This is a genomic window from Ralstonia nicotianae (genome assembly GCF_018243235.1).
Taxonomy (GTDB): domain Bacteria; phylum Pseudomonadota; class Gammaproteobacteria; order Burkholderiales; family Burkholderiaceae; genus Ralstonia; species Ralstonia nicotianae.
On sequence record NZ_CP046674.1, the window covers coordinates 2,154,099 to 2,171,289 of the forward strand.

Below are 17,191 nucleotides of genomic sequence, written 5' to 3' on the forward strand. Positions count from 1 at the left end.
AAGGATGTCGTCGCGGCCTTCGTTCGGTTTCCGGAAGATCGGCTCCGAATGCCGTGCGGCGTATCGAACGGGCTGGGGCACAGGCGCGTGCGAGCCACGGCGCGCGGCTGCGGCAACGCGTCGCGCGAGCGGCTTGAAAAGGGGGAACCGTGGTTCGGGTTGTCCGATCAACCCGGAAGATGGCAGCCGTGGAGAACGCGCGCGTTGCAGTCAGCGTGGCGGCTGCGGCGCGAATGGCATGCGGATGATGTGTCGCCGCAAGGGCTCAACGCACATCGTCAATGGAGACCGCCGTACCGAACACCAGTGAATCGGCGGCGGCAACGCGGCGCGCGCCCCGGCGCGCCGCGCATCGACATCGGGTCAGCGGCCAGGGCCGCGCTCGACGAGCACCGAGCGATCGACGTCGGTAATGAGCCGCTTGCCGGTCAACGCCATCGTGACGTCGAGCTCGCTGCGGATGATCTCCAGCGCGCGTGTCACGCCGCGCCGGCCGCCCGCGCCGAGCCCGTACAGAAACGGTCGACCGATGTAGACGCCGCGAGCGCCGAGCGCGACCGCCTTCAAGACGTCCTGCCCGGAGCGGATGCCGCTATCCAGATGCAGCTCGATACGATCGCCGACAGCATCGACGATACGCGGCAAGACCTCGATCGACGACGGCGCGCCATCGAGCTGGCGTCCGCCGTGATTCGACACGACGAGCGCGTCGGCGCCGCTCGCCGCCGCCGCGCGCGCATCGTCCTCGTCGAGAATGCCCTTGAGGATCAGCTTGCCTCCCCACCGTGACTTGATCCACTCGACGTCTTTCCACGACAGCCGCGGATCGAACTGCTCGGCCGTCCACACCGACAGCGACGACAGGTCGGACACGTTCTTGGCATGGCCGACAATGTTGCCGAACGAGCGGCGCTTCGTGCGCGCCATGTTCAGGCACCAGCGCGGGCGGCATGCCATCTGCCACAGGTGAAGCGGCGTGATCTTCGGCGGCGCGGACAGTCGGTTACGCACGTCCTTGTGGCGCTGGCCGATGATCTGCAGGTCGAGCGTGACGATCAGCGCGGAGCAGCGCGCAGCCTTGGCACGCTCGATCAGCGCCTCGATGAAGCTCCGATCCCGCATCACATAGAGCTGGAACCAGAACGGCCGCGTGGTGTGCGCCGCGACGTCCTCGATCGAGCAGATGCTCATCGTCGACAGCGAGAACGGCACACCGAACGCTTCGGCGGCCTGCGCGGCGAGAATCTCGCCGTCCGCGTGCTGCATGCCGGTGAGGCCGGTCGGCGCGAGCGCGACCGGCATCGATACCGCCTGCCCGGCCATCGTCGTATCGAGCGAGCGGCCGCTCATGTCCACCAGCACGCGCTGACGCAGCTTGATCGCGCTGAAATCGGCCTCGTTCGCGCGATACGTCCCTTCGGTCCATGAGCCGCTGTCGGCGTAGTCGAAGAACATCTTCGGCACGCGGCGCCGCGCCTGCTCCTTCAGATCAGCGATGGTCAATGCGCTCTTCATATCGGTCTTCCCTGGTGTACGAGGCGCCGAAGGGTGCCTCAATATTCCTGATGGCGGATGTCGTGCTTACGGATCTTGCCGAACAGCGTGGTCTTCGGGATCAGCATCGCTTCGGCCGCGCGCGACAGATTGCCCTGGTGCCTGCGCAGCTCCTCGAGGATCAGGCAGCGCTCGAACGCGTCGACCGTGTCGGCAAGCGGCATCGGTCCGGTCTCGGCGTCCGCGCCGCGCTTCAGGCCGAGCACATAGCGCTCGGCTTCGTTGCGCAGTTCGCGGACGTTGCCCGGCCACTTGTGCGCGAGCAGCTCGCGCACCATCGCTTCGCGCACGGGCGGCGCGGGTCGCGCCAGCCGCTGCGCGGCCTGTCTCACGAATGTATCGAACAGCAGCGGGATATCCTCCTGCCGTGCACGCAACGGGGGCAATTCGAGCACCGCGACGTTCAACCGGAAATGCAGGTCCGCGCGGAACTTGCCCTCGTCGGCAAGCGCGAGCAGATCGGACTTGGTCGCGGCGATCACACGAAAGTCGACCGGAATCGGCCGGTTCGAGCCGAGCCGCTCGACCACACGCTCCTGCAGGACGCGCAGCAGCTTGACCTGCATCGGCATCGACATGCTCTCGATCTCGTCGAGAAAGAGCGTGCCACCCTGCGCATACTCGATCTTGCCGATGCGCTGCTTCGTCGCGCCGGAGAAGGAGCCGGCCTCGTGACCGAAGATTTCGCTGTCGAACAGCGTCTCGGGCAAACCGCCGCAGTTCAGCGCGACGAACGGCCCCTTGCGCCCGGACAGGTCGTGCAGGCAACGCGCGATCAGCTCCTTGCCCGTGCCGGTCTCACCGTGGATCAGCGCGTCGGTCGGCAACGGCGCGAGGTCCTCGACCAGTTCGCGCAACGCGCTGACCGCCGGCGACCGGCCGATGATGCGGCTCTCAAGCCCATCGCACGCGACGGCTTGGTGGCGCAGCTGGCGCACTTCGAGCGCAAGCGTGCGCTTCTCAAGGGCACGCTTGACGACCGCTACGAGCTCATGCGACTGAAACGGCTTCTGGATGAAGTCATACGCACCGCCGCGCATGGCCTGCACGGCGGTCTGCACATCGCCATGGCCCGTGATCAGGATCACCGGCAGGTCGGCGTCGCGTTCGACCAACTGGCGCAGGAATGCCATCCCATCCATGCCCGGCAAGCGAATGTCGGACACGACGACATAGCGTGCATCGCGCGGCAGCGTGCGCGGCACACGCTCGACGCTGTCATAACCGGCCGCGCGCAGCCCTTCGAGCTGCAGCGCCTGCAGGCACCCGAGGCGGACGTCGTCTTCGTCCTCAATCACCATCACTTCGACGTCGTCGTTCCAGTTCATCTTCTTTCTTCCTGTTCGGCCCTGAGCGTCAGGCGGAACAGCGCGCCGCCCTCGGGCCGGTTCTGCGCGGTGAGGCTGCCACCGAAGCCCACGGCAATATCGGCGCAGATCGCAAGGCCGAGCCCGAGCCCGCTCGCCTTCTTCGTCGTGAAGAACGGCTCGAAGAGCTTCGCCTGCACGGTGTCGGACAAGCCGACGCCGGTATCGAGAATCTCGACGACCGCGCTGTCGCCCTCTCGTCGCCAGCGGATCTCGATCTCGCGCACCTCGCTCGTCTCCGTCGCTTCGACCGCGTTCGACAGCAGGTTCACGAGCACCTGTTCAAGCCGCACGGTCTCGCAGAATGCTCGCAGCGGCCGTGACGGCGCAACGACGCGCAGCGCAACCGCCTCCTTTTTCAAGCGGTGCTGCAGCAGCGCGAGCGCGCTATCGATCGACGCCGCGAGCGGCACGACGGCGATCTCGCCATCGGAGCGGCGCGCAAACGAACGCAAGCGCCCGGTCAGGGTACTCATGCGCGTGACCAGCTCGCCGATGCGGCCAAGGTTGAACGCGGCGGTGTCGTGGTCGCCGCGTTGCAGGAAGCGCGCGGCGTTTTCCGACAGCGTCGCCATGGCCGCGAGCGGCTGGTTGATCTCGTGCGCGAGCCCCGCGGACATCTGGCCGATCACGGCAAGGTTCTCGGTGCGGATCAACTCGTCCTGATAGCTGCGCAGCTTGCCCTCGGATTCGACCCGCTCGGCAACCTCGCGCCGCAGCCATTCGTTCGCGATGCGCAACTGCTCGCTGCGTCGCTCGAACTGCTCCTTCAGCCGCTCGTACGCCACGTGCAGCGCTTCGCGCGACAGCCGTTGTTCCTGCGCGGTCAGCCGTTTTTCGTAGACGATATGCGCCGCTAGCGCGACGAGCGCGACAAGGATCGCCACCAGCCCCGCCTCCGCGAACGCCAGACGCCGCGCGTCGGTCGGATCGACCAGCACGACGAGCTGCATCGCGAGGCCCGGCGCGACAGTCGACACCGCCAGGTAGTCTTGCGTGCTGTCGCCAAGCCCGACCCGCACGAACCGCTTCTCGCCGAACGCGGGCGCAATGCTTTGCCATACGAGGGTCGCCAGCGGCGCGCGGTTGTACTGCTGCGTGTCGTACAGGTGCTGCCGTTGCGCATCGGTCAACGCGCGGGTGACGCGGCCTTTCCATTCGGGGCGCGACGACAGCACGACGACGCCGTTCTCGTCGAGCACGACCACCCGGCGCTCGATGCTGCCGAGCCAGTAGTGCTCAAGCCTGTCGAGTCCGATCTTGGTCGCGACGATGCCGAGCCGACGCCCGTTGTTCTCGACCGCGGTCGCGAGGTAATAGCCGGCCGTGTTGCCGGTGGTGCCGACCGCGTAATAGCCCTCGACGCGTCCGGCCTTTGCCTGCTGCACGTACGGCCGGTACGACAGATCGCGGCCGATGAAGGTGCCAGGTTCGCCGCCGTTTGATGATGCGATCACGTGGTTCGTCGAGTCGATCACGTAGGTCTGCAGGGCACCCGTGCCGTCGTTGAGCGCGCGCAGCGTGCGCGTCAGCGCTTGGCCGCGTGCGGGCGAGCGGTCGCCGCCGAGATAGTCGATCACATCGCGGTTCATCGACATTGCCAGCGGCAGCATGCCGAACTTGTCGATCTCGCGTTCGAGCCGCTGTGAGTACAGCGACAACGCACGGCCGGCCGTTGCGTCCAGGGCGCCCATGCCTTTCGTGAAGAAATAGCGGTAGGCCCCGACGAAGCACAGGACGGTGACGACGGCTGTCAGCGCGAGATAGACGATGACGTCGCGCTGCCGGAACGAGCGGATGCAGTCGAGATCGGCGAGTTCGGCCGGATCGGCAACGTCGGTTGCCAGGCGCTGGCACGGCCCCGCACAGCGCCCCCGGTAGCGGCATACGGCACCCGCATCCACTTGCGCGTCGCCGCTGTCTTCATCGTTCATTGCCGCCATCTCGCCTCGTTCTTCACCCGCGTAGAGCAGGCTTGCGGACGTTACTCCATCGGTTGCCCAACCGACTTGCTCGAGATCAAGCAAACCGCACGCCGCGCGTCACGATGCTTTTCCTCCACATTTCTTGCGTGCGTTCAAGGACCAGGCCAGGCCTGCGCCCGTGTTCGGTTTCCTGCACGGCGGCGAGGGCTGCATTCGGAAATCCGAACGCAGACGGCTCGGCGGTATCGCGCGGCCATCGGGGCCGGAGGCGTGTTCGCCGCATCCGGCAAGGCTTTCCGTCCGGTGGCCGGCGACCGTGCGCGATGCGCGCGTGCGATGGCACGGCCCTTGCAATTTCCCCGTGACTGCCTTCGGGCAAGCGCTTTTCTACAGGGATTCGCGATGACAGAAGAGGAACGCATCACCGTCACGATCGACGGCCGCACCATCGACGTGGAGCCAACGCTTTCGATTATCGAGGCCGCCGCGCGCTGCGACGCCTTGACCGCGAACGTGGGGTGCATGGGGCAAGGTGTCTGCGGCGCCTGCCGCTGCCTGGTGAGACACGACGGCGAGCGCGAGGTGCGCACGCGGCTTGCATGCGAGACACGCGTCGAGCCGGGGATGCAGGTGAGCTTCATTGACTACTTCACGCCGGAGCGGCCGCACCGCTATGACATCGGCCAGTTCTCAGACAGCTGGAGCGCGCATCGCGAGCTGATGCAAGTGTTCCCGCAGGCCGCCGCCTGCCGCCACTGCGGCGGCTGCGACCGCGCGTGCCCGAAGGGCATCGAGGTGCAGCGCGGCGTCGCGCTTGCGGTCGCGGGCGACCTGCCCGGCGCGGCGGCCGTCTTCGACCCGTGCGTGATGTGCAACCTCTGCACGCTCGCCTGTCCCGAGCACATCTGGCCGAACCACCTTGGCCTGGCGGCACGCCGTGTCCATACCGCGCTTTCCCTGCGGCCCGTCGACCTGATCGCGCGGCTTGCCGGAATCGAAAGCCCGGACGGTTCACCATCGAAGGAGCAAGGACGATGAAACATCGGATCGATTACGACACCGCATGCGGCCGGCTGCGCCCGGGTGCCGACGTTGCCCTGCGCGAACACGGCGAGGATACCCAAGCCCTGCTCGCCGCGTGCCACCCCGACCATCGGGCCGGCGCACGCACCACGCTTGCTGTCGGCCCGAACGCGGGTGAGCCCTGCCATCCGGCGCTCGCGCGGCTGCTCGAAGCCGATGCGCTGATCGACGAGGTCGATCTCGCGGGCCTGCCGGTCACTCACACCGACGTGCTTGTGATCGGGGGAGGCGGCGCCGGCGCAGCGGCTGCGATCGAAGCCGCGGCCGCCGGCGCGGACGTGATGCTCGCGGCCAAGTTGCGCATCGGCGACAGCAACACCGTCATGGCCGAGGGTGGTATCCAGGCTGCGGTCGGCAGCGACGACAGCATCGGGCAGCATTACAACGACACGCTGCGGGCCGGCCATGGCGCGGGCCGCCCCGACCTCGTCGCGCGGCTCACCTCGGACGGACCCGAGGCGATCCGCTGGCTGATCGGGCTCGGCGCCGCGTTCGATCTCGACGACAGCGGCACGCGCCTGGCGCGCAAGCGCGCGGGCGGCACACGCACGCCGCGCATCCTGTCGCATCGCGACTTCACCGGGCTGGAAATCATGCGTGTGCTGCGCGAGACGGTCGAGCTGGATCGGCGGATTGCCGTGCTCAACCGCGCGCCCGCCGTCGAGTTGCTGACCGACGACAACGGCGCTTGCGCGGGGGCGGTGTTGTACGAGGTCGAGCAGGGGCGGCTGCGGCCGGTACTCGCGCGTGCCGTCGTGCTCGCGACGGGCGGCGCGGGCCGGCTGCACCTCGAAGGCTTCGCGACGTCGAACCACTACGGCGCGACGGCGGACGGGCTTGTCATCGCGTATCGCGCAGGCGCGCGACTCACCGACGTCGACAGCTTCCAGTATCACCCGACCGGTATCGCGTGGCCGCGGCACCTCGCGGGCGGGCTCGTGTCCGAAGCCGCCCGCTCGCTCGGTGCGCGGCTGGTCAACGGGCTCGGCGAACGTTTCGTCGACGAACTGGCACCGCGCGACGTCGTCGCGGCCGCGATCCTGCGCGAATGCGAAAACGGCCGCGGCATTGGCCGCGACGGCGTGATCGGCGTGTTCCTGGACACGCCCGATCTGCTCGCGCGGCAGCCGGACTTGCTGCGCACCCATCTGTTGTCGCTCGCGCATCTCGCGAAGACGTGCGGAATCGATCCGGCACGGGAGCCGCTCCTCGTCTATCCGACACTCCACTACCAGAACGGCGGCGTCGTCATCTCGCCGGACGGCCTGACCGGCGTGCCGGGCCTCTACGCTGCCGGCGAAGTCACCGGCGGCATTCACGGCCGCAACCGGCTGATGGGCAACGCGCTCCTCGACATCATCGCGTTCGGCAGACGCGCCGGCCGGCACGCGGCCGCGCATGCGGTGCGGCACAGCGAGCGCGCGGGCAGCGCGGGGCTCGGCCACCTGAGCCGCTTTCGCCGCGCGCTCGCCGGGGCCGACAGAGCGCCGTCGATGCGGGCGCCGCTACTTTACCCCGAGTACGGCAATTTCGAGCTGCGCCGGCACATGCGTGCCGCAGCCACTCCGGGCGCCGCCGGCTGAGCGCCGCCCAACCACACACAGGATGCCATCATGGAACGGCTGAACCAGCGACTTCTGCATCCCGCCTTCAACGTCGGCGCTGACTACGACCGATGGATCGCCGCCGGCGGCGGTGCGGGCCTTGAGATCGCACTCGCGAATCCGGCGTCGATCATCGACACGATCGAATCCGCCGGCCTCGCCGGCATGGGCGGCGCGGGCTTTCCGACACACCGCAAATGGCGTGCGGCGGCGGCCCAGACCGCCGGCGTGAAATACGTCGTCGTCAACGGCAACGAGGATGAGCCCGGCACCTTCAAGGACGGCCTGCTGCTCGCGCGCACGCCGCACCAGGTGGTCGAGGGCGCACTGATCGCCGCACTTGCGATCCGCGCGACGCATGTCGTGTTCTACGTGAACCCCCGCATCGCGGATGGGCTTGCCGCACTGGAGGAAGCCATCGGCCAATGGCGCGCGAGCCCGCTCGTCGAACGCCTGGCGGCAACGCTCGGGCACCCGGTGGCACTTGCGGTCGCACGCAGTTCGGGCCGCTACATCGGCGGCGAGGCAACGGCGATCGTGTCATCGCTCGAAGGACGTTTCCCGTTCCCGCACCGCAAGCCGCCGCACCCCACCGAATCCGGCATCGGCGGTGCGCCGACGCTCATCAACAACGCCGAGACCATCGCGCACGTCCCGCATATCCTGCGCGAAGGGCCCGCAGCGTACCGTGCACTCGGCATCGGTGAGGCGTGCGGGACGAAGCTCTACTCGCTCTCCGGCGACGTGCTGCGGCCCGGCCTCTACGAACTGCCGATGGGGACTTCACTGCGCGAGCTCGTGTTCGCGCATGGCGGCGGGATGCTGGGCGGCAAGGCATTCAAGGCCGTGTTCACCGGAGGGCCGTCCAACACGCTGCTGACCGCGGCGGACCTCGACGTGGCGCTCGACTTCGCCTCGGTCCGCGCGCGCGGCTCGAATCTGGGCACCGGCGCGATGATCGTGATCGGCGAGGGGACGAGCATCGTGCGCGAAGTCGCACGCTATGTCGAATTCTTCGCCGTCGAATCGTGCGGCCAGTGCCCGCCATGCAAATGCGGGACGTTCCAGATGGCACGGCTGCTGCACCGGATCGACACCGGCGCCGCCAGCCGCCGCGACGTCACCGCGCTCAAGAGCCTGTGCGAGACCCTGCCGGGCTCCGGCCGCTGTGCCCTGATCGATGGCGCCGTCACGGTCGTCGAAAGTTCACTGCGCACGTTTCCGCGCGAATATGGGCTCGACGGTACACAGGAGCGGTGCGACATCGCAGGCAAGCCCGCGCCCGCTGTCTTGGCTCAGAACGCTTGAACAGCTTCCCAGGCGTTCGCAATGTCATAGACGAACCATGACGGCTGTAGTGCTCATCGCCGCAAAGAAAAAGCCCGGCGGCTGCCGGGCTGTTCAAGGAGGCGTCGCGGCTCAGTGCACGACACGATCGAAGGTGAAGTGGCCGTCGTGGTAATCCACCGGCACCACGTCCTTCGGCGTGAACCGGCCTTCCAGGATCATCCGCGCGACCGGGTTCTCGATCTGCTGCTGGATCGCGCGCTTGAGCGGCCGCGCGCCGAACACCGGGTCGTACCCCGCCGAGGCCAGCTTGGCGACCGCCGGGTCGCTGATCTCCAGCGTCAGGTCCATGTGCGCCAGGCGGGCCGCCAGCCGCTGCAGCTGGATGCGCGCGATCGACTCGATGTGGCCCTGGTCGAGCGCGTGGAACACCACCACCTCGTCGATGCGGTTCAGGAACTCGGGCCGGAAATGCGTCTTCACCTCCTGCCACACCGCACCCTTGATCACATCGGGCGACTCGGACGCCATCTGCTGGATCAGCTGCGAGCCCAGGTTGGACGTCATCACGATCACCGTGTTCTTGAAGTCCACCGTGCGGCCCTGGCCGTCGGTCAGACGGCCGTCGTCCAGCACCTGCAGCAAGATGTTGAACACATCCGGATGCGCCTTCTCGACCTCGTCCAGCAGCACCACGCTGTACGGCTTGCGGCGCACGGCCTCGGTCAGGTAGCCGCCCTCCTCGTAGCCGACGTAGCCCGGCGGCGCGCCGATCAGGCGGCTCACCGAATGCTTCTCCATGAACTCGCTCATGTCGATGCGGATCAGGTGCTCCTCCGAGTCGAACAGGAAGCCGGCCAGCGCTTTGCACAGCTCGGTCTTGCCCACGCCCGTCGGGCCCAGGAACAGGAACGAGCCGTAAGGCTTGTTCTCGTCCGCGATGCCCGCGCGCGAGCGCCGGATGGCGTCCGACACCAGCCGCACCGCCTCGTCCTGGCCGACCACGCGCTCGTGCAGGCGGTCTTCCATGCGCAGCAGCTTGTCGCGCTCGCCCTGCATCATCTTCGACACGGGGATGCCCGTGGCGCGGCTGACCACCTCGGCAATCTCTTCGGCGCCCACCTGCGTGCGCAGCAGCTTGTTGGGCGGCCTCTGGCCGCTGGCTTCCGCCGCGGTGGCGGCCTTCAGCTTGCCTTCCAGCTCGGGCAGCCTGCCGTACTGCAGCTCGGCCACCTTGTCGAGCTTGCCCTCGCGCTGCAGCCGGGCGATCTCCAGCTTGACCCGGTCGATCTCTTCCTTCACCGCCGCCGCGCCCTGCGCCGCGCCCTTCTCGGCCTTCCAGATCTCTTCGAGGTCGGCGTACTCCTTCTGCAGCCGCTCGATTTCCTGCTCGATCAACTCCAGCCGCTTCTGCGACGCCTCGTCGGTTTCCTTCTTCACCGCCTCGCGCTCGATCTTCAGCTGGATCAGCCGGCGGTCGAGCTTGTCCATCGCCTCGGGTTTCGAGTCGATTTCCATCTTGATGCGCGCGGCCGCCTCGTCGATCAGGTCGATGGCCTTGTCGGGCAGGAAGCGGTCGGTGATGTAGCGATGGCTCAGCTCGGCCGCCGCCACGATCGCCGGGTCGGTGATCTCCACGCCGTGGTGCAGCTCGTATTTCTCCTGCAGGCCGCGCAGGATGGCGATGGTCGCCTCCACGCTCGGCTCGTCGACCAGCACCTTCTGGAAGCGGCGCTCCAGCGCGGCATCCTTTTCGATGTACTTGCGGTACTCATCCAGCGTGGTCGCGCCGATGCAGTGCAGCTCGCCGCGCGCCAGCGCCGGCTTGAGCATGTTGCCGGCATCGATCGCGCCCTCGGCCTTGCCCGCGCCCACCATGGTGTGGATCTCGTCGATGAAGAGGATGGTCTGGCCCTCTTCCTTGGCGATATCGTTGAGCACGGCCTTCAGGCGCTCCTCGAACTCGCCGCGGTACTTGGCGCCGGCCAGCAGGCCCGCCATGTCGAGCACCAGCACGCGCTTGTTCTTCAGGCTCTCGGGCACCTCGCCGTTGATGATGCGCTGCGCCAGGCCCTCGACGATGGCGGTCTTGCCCACGCCCGGCTCGCCGATCAGCACCGGGTTGTTCTTGGTGCGGCGCTGCAGGATCTGGATTGCGCGGCGGATCTCGTCGTCGCGGCCGATGACCGGGTCGAGCTTGCCGATGCGCGCCTGCTCGGTCAGGTCGATGGTGTACTTCTTGAGCGCCTCGCGCTGGCTCTCGGCCTCGGCGCTGCCGACGGTCTGGCCGCCGCGCACGGCATCGATGGCCGCCTCCAGCGCACGGCGCGCCAGCCCGTGCTCGCGCGCGACGCGGCCGGCCTCGCCCTTGTCGTCGGCCACGGCCAGCAGGAACAGCTCGCTCGCGATGAACTGGTCACCGCGCTTGATGCCCTCTTTCTCCGTGGCCTGCAGCAGGCTGCCCAGGTCCCGGCCGACCTGCACCTGTTCGCCGCCCTGCACTTGCGGCAGGCGCTTGATCGCGTTGTCGAGCGCGATCTCGAGCCCCTTGGCGTTGACGCCCGCGCGCGCCAGCAGGTTCTTGGTGGCCCCGTCGGGCTGGCGCAGCATCGCCAGCAGCAGATGGAGCGGTTCGATATACGGATTGTCGTTGCCCAACGCCAGGCTTTGCGCGTCGGCCAACGCTTCCTGGAAGCGGGTGGTCAGTTTGTCCAAACGCATGAAAAAACCCCTTGCGGAAAATCGTTCACTGTTCCGAAAGATAGGGAGCGTCGGTGGCATTTCAAGCCGGGGCGGGCCGCTTTTGATGGCGTTTTGTGTCGGATCAAGCGGCAGGCGGCATCCGCGCCCACCCGCCGCCCCGGCCCGGCCTCAGATCCGGTCAGTTCGGCACCGACACCGTCGCCACGCCGCCCGACACGCTCACACCGATGCGATCGCCCGCCGCCGGCGTCATCGTGAAATTCGGCACGTTGGCCGCCGTGATGGCCGGCGCGGCCCCCGCCGTGCCGCCCCGCGGCGTGGTGCGCACCACCTGCGACGGCGGCAGCGGCGTGCCGTTCTTCAGGTTGGCGAACACCGCATCGAGCGCGCGTTGCTCATAGAGCACCAGCGGCACGAACAGCGTGTCGTAGCCCGGCACCAGATCAATAAAGCCATCGAAATGCTGCGCATTCATCACTTCGATGTACGACAGCCGGCTGCTGCCGTCCGTCTGGGCATTGAGCCCCAGATAGGGCCGCGCACCGTGATTGACCGGCAGCAGCGCATCGTTGCGGCCCTGCACGATCAGCGCCGGCTTGCCGTGCAGGTTGCCCGTGCGCAGCGTCTGCGCGATGCCGGCCTGCAAGGCCAGCGAGGCGGCATCACCGCCGGTCAGCAGGTTGCGCAGGCACAGCGCGCCATCGAGATTGGCCGCCAGCGCGCCCGACCCGTCGACCGACTGCTTGCTCTGCGTCGGGCCGCCCTGCGCCAGGTTGTTGATCAGCTGCACGCCGGACGTCGGCGGAATGCCGTTGCCGAGCGCCGCCATCTGCGCCAGCGAGGTGGCATTCACCGCGGTCGGATGGAACGCGCTGTCCACCGCGGCGAAGCTGAAGTTGCACAGGTTGTCGAGCACGCTGGCGCGCGCCAGCGCATTGCCGAAGGTGACGGCCACCGACGGATCGATCTCGAAATACGACATGGACGCATGCACCAGATCCGACTCCGGCTCCCAGCCAAAGGCGTGCAGCTTCTGCAGCGCCTCGTCGGCTTGCGCGGCTGCCGTGGCCGACGACAGCAGGCCATTGGCGCGCAGCGCGGCGCAGCGGTTGGCCTGGACACTGGCCGGCCAGCCGACCGCGCCGGCAAAGAACGCTTGCGTGGGCGCAGCCGACACGCCCGACGACGAGGCGGCGCAAAGCCGGAACAGATTGGCATAGCTCACGTAGTCGAACAGCGGCTTGCCGCTCACCGGCAGCGTCACGCCGCCGCGCACCACCTGCACGTTGGCCGACGGCGGCAGGTTCAGCCCGGGCTCGCCCACGGCCACGCCGTCGATCCAGCCCGCCGTATCCTGCTCCGCCGCCGCGATGGCCGCGCCGCCGCCGTTGGAGATGCTCGACGCGATCACGATGGTGTTGTCGCGCCGCACCGGCAACGGGCTGCCGGCGGGCATGCCGGCAGCGCCCAGCTTGTCGTTGATGGCCCAGAAGGCGAACTGCACGGCCTGCAGCGTGAACAGGCCCCAGTCCTTCTCGGGGTTGCGCTGCGAATGCGCGTGCTTGAATGCCAGCCGGTTGGGCGTGGCCGCATTGAACGCGGCCAGCTGGCTGTTGGTGAGCGGCGCGGCAAACTGCGCCGTGCGGCCGGCGGCCAGGCGCGTGGTGCGCGTGCCGTCCTGCAGCGGCACCGTGTCGGTGGCGAGATCGTGCGGGCCGGCCCCGGTGCCCTTGTCGGTATAGGCGACGGCGCACTTGTGCTTGAGCCCCCACTCGCCGGTGGAGATGGCGCCGTAGATGCCGCGCGAGCCCGACGAAGTCGCCGTGATGATGCAGGGATTCGCGGGGTCGAACGCGTCGGGAATCTGCACCAGCAACACCACGTTCTGCTGGCCGGTGCCGTCGTCGGAATACGCGATGTACTCCACGCCCGGCACCATGCCGCTGCCCGAGGTGGCGTTGCCGTTCACATCGACGCTGGGGCCGTACAGCGTGCCGTAGCCGCCGTTGGCCGCGGTATCGACCAGCGCCCGGTAGCTGGCGTAGATGTCCAGGCGGCGCAGCTCGGCCGCGGTGGGCGCGGTCGGCGTGGCGACCGACGGCGCCGAAGCGGAAGCCAGCCCGGCCGCGCCCAGCCCGGCGGTCAGCAGATCGTCGTTGGCGCCGTCATGGCGGGTCACCGTGACGGTGCCGACGAACGACGGTTTCACGTTGCCGGACGTGCTGCTGTTGTTGTCGCCGCCGCAGCCGGCCAGGCCCAGCACGCCGCAGCCCGCGAGGCCAAGGCTGCCGGCCAGCGCCAGCCCGCTCAACGATGCGCGCTGACGCAAACGGTTCGCGTCTCGGGTGGTGTTCATTGCGTCTCCTCCTCGTTCGATGGGGAACGGCACACACTACCCGCGGCAACCGCCTGCAATGCAGCGGCCTACGCCGCCGCAGGTACAACCAGTATGTGAATCGAACGCCTGGCCTTCAAGCGCAATTCCACATCGCGCCCACGCAACCGGTCCGCGCTCAGCCGAGCGTGCGCACCGTCCACAGCCCCAGCATGGTCAGGAACAGCGAACCGCCCAGGTGCGCCGCGACGTGCAGCATGCCGATGGCGTAGTCGCCGGCCAGGATGTTGGCCATCACCTCGCTGGAGAACGTCGAAAACGTGGTCAGGCCACCGAGGAACCCCGTGACCGCCAGCAGGCGCCATTCCGGCGGCAGGCTCGCGTGCGTGTCGAAGAAGCCGACCGCCACGCCGATCAGATAGCCGCCCAGCAGATTGGCCGCCAGCGTCCCATACGGCAAGGCGGGGTTGATCGCATTCCACAGCACCGCGAATGCCCAGCGCAGCCATGCACCCAGCGCGGCACCCACGCCCACGGCCACGAACCCCATCCCGCTCATGCGTCGCGGTCCTTCTGGTTCTGGTCGTTGGCGGAGGCTGCCTGGGCGGTGGCAGCCGAGGCGTTGTCCGTGACGATGCCCCAGCGCGCCAGCGCCCGTTCATCGGTCACGCGCGCGTCGACCCAGCGGGCACCCTGCGCCGTCTGCTCCTTCTTCCAGAACGGGGCCTCGCTCTTGAGGTAGTCCATGATGAATTCGCAGGCGGCAAAGGCCTCGCCGCGATGGCCGGACGCCACCGCCACCAGCACGATCTGGTCTTCGGGCCGGAGCTTGCCGACCCGGTGGATGACCAGCGCATCGATCAGGTCCCAGCGCTGCATCGCCGCGTCGACGATATTGGCCAGCGCCTTCTCCGTCATGCCCGGATAGTGCTCCAGCTCCATCTCGGACACGCCGCTGCCGTCGTTGATGTCGCGCACCGTACCGATGAAGCTCGCCACCGCGCCGATCTGCGGCCGGCCCGCGCGCAGCGCGGCGATCTCGGCGCCCAGGTCGAAATCCGCTTCCTGTACACGTATCGTGGGCATGCGCGCCTCCCCTCAGCCGCCCGTCACCGGCGGAAAGAACGCGACCTCGCAGCCCTCGCGCAGCGGCGCATCGGCGGTGACCACATCGTGGTCCAGCGCCATGCGCAGCGCGCGGCCCTCGGCCAGGGTCTCGCCCCACGCCGGCCCACGCGCGGCCAGCCAGCGGCGCAGCTCGCCGACGGTGCGCACCGTGTCCGGCACGGCGGCCGCCTCGTGCGAGGTGCCCAGTTGCTCGCGCACGCTGGCGAAAAAACGCAATTCGATCTGCATGTCCATCTCACTCATCTCATTACACCAGGCCCGCGAACGGCAGGAAGGCCACCGTGTCGCCCGCCGCGATCGGCTGGTTGGGCGGATTGTCGATCAGCCCGTCGCCCCAGACGGTGGAAGTCAGCACGCCCGAGCTCTGGTTCGGGAACAGGTCCAGCCCGCCGCCGGCATTGATGCGGGCGCGCAGGAACTCGTTGCGGCGATCGCCCTTGGGCAGCGCGAAATCGGCCCGCATCGGGATGCGCTTCGGCGTCACGTCGTCCACACCCAGCAAGCGCAGGATGAACGGCCGCACGAACAGCAGGAAGGTGACGAAGCTCGAGACCGGGTTGCCCGGCAGGCCGATGAAGAAGGCCGCCGGCCCGCCCGCCATGCCCTGTGGCCTGCGCACCTCGCCGAAGGCCAGCGGCTTGCCCGGCTTGATGGCGATCTGCCACAGGTTCAGGCGCCCCTCGGCCTCCACCGCCGGCTTGATGTGGTCTTCCTCGCCCACCGACACGCCGCCCGACGTGATGATGAGGTCGTGCGCCTCGGCGGCCTCGCGCAGGGTGTCGCGCGTGGCCTGCAGCGTATCGGGCACGATGCCGAAATCGGTGATCTCGCAGCCGAGGTTTTCCAGCAGCGCGCGCAGCGTGAAGCGGTTGGAGTTGTAGATGGCGCCCGGCTTGAGCGGCTCCCCCGGCATGGCAAGCTCATCGCCGGTAAAGAACACCGCCACGCGCGGACGGCGCACCACCTGCAGGCCCGCGCAGCCGACCGACGCCGCCAGCCCGAGCTGCTGCGCCCCCAGGCGCGTGCCGCGCGGGAGAATCTCGGCGCCAGCGGTGATGTCCTCGCCGGCGCGGCGAATCCATTCACCCGCCTCCGGCACGTGGTCGATGACGACGGTGCCGGTGTCGGGATCGGCCTTGCACTGCTCCTGCATGACCACCGCATCGGCGCCCGGCGGGATCAGCGCGCCGGTGAAGATGCGCGCCGCCTCGCCGGCCTGGAGCGGCCGGCCGACCTGGCCGGCGGGAATGCGCTGCGCCACCTTCAGGCGCGCGCCCGGCGCGGTGATATCGGCCGCGCGCACGGCGTAGCCATCCATCTGCGTGTTGTCGGCCGGCGGCACGTTCAGGCCGCTGCGCACGGCCTGGGCCAGCACGCGGCCGTTGGCGTGCAGCGTCGGCACCGTTTCGGTCTCGGTCAGGCCCCGCGCGGCGGCGAGCAGCTGCGACAGCGCCGCCTCGAGCGTCAGCAGGGACGGTTTGACGGCGGGAGCATCGTTGGCGGACATGCGGAAAAACAGAATCAGGAGAGAGACTCTGATTGTATCGGTTCTGCTACAGCGCCAGGCATCGGCGCCGTCCGATCGATCAGGCGAATGCGGCAGCCAGCGCCGCGCGCAGCTGCGGCACGATCTGCGCGTCGAACCACGGGTTGTGCTTGAACCAGGCCAGGTTGCGCGGGCTCGGATGCGGCAGCGGAAACAGCACGCGCCCCTCGGCGTCCCGCACCGGGCCGCGGCGGACCACCTCGGTCAGCGGCATGCCGCGCGGCACGTCGAGGTAGTAGCGCTGCGCGTAGCCGCCGACCAGCAGCGCCAGCTTCAGGTCCGGCATCGCCGTCAGCAGCGGCCGGTGCCATTGCGGCGCGCACGCCGGCCGCGGCGGCAGATCGCCGTTGGGCCCCGTACCGGGAAAGCAGAAGCCCATCGGCACCACGGCGATGCGCCGGTCGGCGTAGAACGCGTCGTAGCCGATCCGCAGCCACTCGCGCAGGCGATCGCCCGAGCGGTCGTTCCAGGGAATGCCGGTCTCGTGGACGATGCGCCCGGGCGCCTGCCCGACGATCAGCACGCGGGCGCGGCGGTCCGCCAAGACCACCGGGCGCGGCTCGTGCGGCAGCGCGCCTTCGCACAGACGGCAGGCGCGGATGTCGTGCAGGCAGCTTGCGAACGCTGCCTCGGCCACATCATCCGGCACGACTGCCATG

Annotated in this window: 13 protein-coding genes; 3 read left to right on the forward strand and 10 right to left on the reverse strand. The window is 68.7% G+C overall.

Annotation, left to right across the window (positions count from 1 at the left end; genetic code table 11):
- Nucleotides 1–363: 363 nt before the first annotated feature.
- Genes GO999_RS09715 through GO999_RS09725 form a run of 3 tightly spaced genes read right to left on the reverse strand, consistent with a single transcriptional unit; the run spans nucleotide 364 to nucleotide 4,948 of the window.
- A complete protein-coding gene (locus GO999_RS09715; protein WP_020831823.1) occupies nucleotides 364–1,515 on the reverse strand; it encodes an alpha-hydroxy acid oxidase in 1,152 nt (383 codons plus the stop codon).
- A gap of 38 nt (nucleotides 1,516–1,553) precedes the next feature.
- Entirely contained in the window at nucleotides 1,554–2,882 is a 1,329-nt protein-coding gene (locus GO999_RS09720; protein WP_016722062.1) for a sigma-54-dependent transcriptional regulator, read from the reverse strand.
- Entirely contained in the window at nucleotides 2,879–4,948 is a 2,070-nt protein-coding gene (locus GO999_RS09725; RefSeq protein ID WP_231105906.1) for a sensor histidine kinase, read from the reverse strand. The genes GO999_RS09720 and GO999_RS09725 overlap by 4 nt, the downstream gene beginning before the upstream one ends.
- Before the next feature lie 300 nt (nucleotides 4,949–5,248).
- Here GO999_RS09725 and GO999_RS09730 point away from each other — a divergent pair, with 300 nt between their 5' ends.
- From GO999_RS09730 to GO999_RS09740, 3 genes are read left to right on the forward strand one after another with little or no spacing between them, the layout of a single operon-like run.
- Nucleotides 5,249–5,884 carry a 2Fe-2S iron-sulfur cluster-binding protein gene (locus GO999_RS09730; protein ID WP_019718094.1) on the forward strand — a complete coding sequence of 212 codons (636 nt, stop codon included), beginning with the start codon at nucleotides 5,249–5,251 and terminating at the stop codon, nucleotides 5,882–5,884.
- On the forward strand, nucleotides 5,881–7,512 hold the full coding sequence (locus GO999_RS09735) for an FAD-binding protein (protein ID WP_211906186.1): 1,632 nt from the start codon (nucleotides 5,881–5,883) through the stop codon (nucleotides 7,510–7,512). Before GO999_RS09730 ends, GO999_RS09735 begins: the two co-directional genes overlap by 4 nt.
- Nucleotides 7,513–7,542: 30 nt before the next feature.
- Nucleotides 7,543–8,841: an NADH-ubiquinone oxidoreductase-F iron-sulfur binding region domain-containing protein gene (locus tag GO999_RS09740; protein WP_020831813.1), complete on the forward strand. Its 1,299-nt coding sequence runs from the start codon at nucleotides 7,543–7,545 to the stop codon at nucleotides 8,839–8,841.
- Between the two features lie 111 nt (nucleotides 8,842–8,952).
- Here the strand turns inward: GO999_RS09740 and clpB are convergent, their stop codons facing one another.
- From clpB to GO999_RS09775, 7 genes are all read right to left on the reverse strand, one after another.
- On the reverse strand, nucleotides 8,953–11,541 hold the full coding sequence (gene clpB / locus GO999_RS09745) for an ATP-dependent chaperone ClpB (protein ID WP_019718091.1): 2,589 nt from the start codon (nucleotides 11,539–11,541) through the stop codon (nucleotides 8,953–8,955).
- 160 nt (nucleotides 11,542–11,701) lie between these two features.
- Nucleotides 11,702–13,879, reverse strand: a complete 2,178-nt coding sequence (locus GO999_RS09750) for a 3-hydroxybutyrate oligomer hydrolase family protein (protein ID WP_019718090.1) — start codon at nucleotides 13,877–13,879, stop codon at nucleotides 11,702–11,704.
- A 157-nt stretch (nucleotides 13,880–14,036) separates the two neighbouring features.
- Nucleotides 14,037–14,417, reverse strand: coding sequence for a fluoride efflux transporter CrcB (gene crcB / locus GO999_RS09755; RefSeq protein ID WP_011001282.1), 381 nt, complete (start codon nucleotides 14,415–14,417; stop codon nucleotides 14,037–14,039).
- Nucleotides 14,414–14,944: a molybdenum cofactor biosynthesis protein MoaE gene (locus GO999_RS09760; RefSeq protein ID WP_011001281.1), complete on the reverse strand. Its 531-nt coding sequence runs from the start codon at nucleotides 14,942–14,944 to the stop codon at nucleotides 14,414–14,416. Before GO999_RS09760 ends, crcB begins: the two co-directional genes overlap by 4 nt.
- Before the next feature lie 12 nt (nucleotides 14,945–14,956).
- Nucleotides 14,957–15,214, reverse strand: a complete 258-nt coding sequence (moaD, locus tag GO999_RS09765) for a molybdopterin converting factor subunit 1 (RefSeq protein ID WP_019718088.1) — start codon at nucleotides 15,212–15,214, stop codon at nucleotides 14,957–14,959.
- A gap of 19 nt (nucleotides 15,215–15,233) precedes the next feature.
- Complete coding sequence (locus GO999_RS09770; protein ID WP_020831803.1) at nucleotides 15,234–16,493, reverse strand: molybdopterin molybdotransferase MoeA; 1,260 nt, start codon at nucleotides 16,491–16,493, stop codon at nucleotides 15,234–15,236.
- 79 nt (nucleotides 16,494–16,572) lie between these two features.
- On the reverse strand, nucleotides 16,573–17,190 hold the full coding sequence (locus GO999_RS09775) for a uracil-DNA glycosylase family protein (protein WP_019718086.1): 618 nt from the start codon (nucleotides 17,188–17,190) through the stop codon (nucleotides 16,573–16,575).
- Nucleotide 17,191: the final 1 nt, after the last annotated feature.

Excerpts from the sequence above, each read along its gene's own strand:
- clpB (WP_019718091.1), bottom strand. The coding sequence starts at position 11,541 with ATGCGTTTGGACAAACTGACCACCCGCTTCCAGGAAGCGTTGGCCGAC.
- GO999_RS09740 (WP_020831813.1), top strand. The coding sequence starts at position 7,543 with ATGGAACGGCTGAACCAGCGACTTCTGCATCCCGCCTTCAACGTCGGC.
- GO999_RS09760 (WP_011001281.1), bottom strand. The coding sequence starts at position 14,944 with ATGCCCACGATACGTGTACAGGAAGCGGATTTCGACCTGGGCGCCGAG.
- GO999_RS09715 (WP_020831823.1), bottom strand. The coding sequence starts at position 1,515 with ATGAAGAGCGCATTGACCATCGCTGATCTGAAGGAGCAGGCGCGGCGC.
- crcB (WP_011001282.1), bottom strand. The coding sequence starts at position 14,417 with ATGAGCGGGATGGGGTTCGTGGCCGTGGGCGTGGGTGCCGCGCTGGGT.
- GO999_RS09770 (WP_020831803.1), bottom strand. The coding sequence starts at position 16,493 with ATGTCCGCCAACGATGCTCCCGCCGTCAAACCGTCCCTGCTGACGCTC.
- GO999_RS09730 (WP_019718094.1), top strand. The coding sequence starts at position 5,249 with ATGACAGAAGAGGAACGCATCACCGTCACGATCGACGGCCGCACCATC.
- GO999_RS09735 (WP_211906186.1), top strand. The coding sequence starts at position 5,881 with ATGAAACATCGGATCGATTACGACACCGCATGCGGCCGGCTGCGCCCG.
- GO999_RS09720 (WP_016722062.1), bottom strand. The coding sequence starts at position 2,882 with ATGAACTGGAACGACGACGTCGAAGTGATGGTGATTGAGGACGAAGAC.
- moaD (WP_019718088.1), bottom strand. The coding sequence starts at position 15,214 with ATGCAGATCGAATTGCGTTTTTTCGCCAGCGTGCGCGAGCAACTGGGC.
- GO999_RS09775 (WP_019718086.1), bottom strand. The coding sequence starts at position 17,190 with ATGGCAGTCGTGCCGGATGATGTGGCCGAGGCAGCGTTCGCAAGCTGC.
- GO999_RS09750 (WP_019718090.1), bottom strand. The coding sequence starts at position 13,879 with ATGAACACCACCCGAGACGCGAACCGTTTGCGTCAGCGCGCATCGTTG.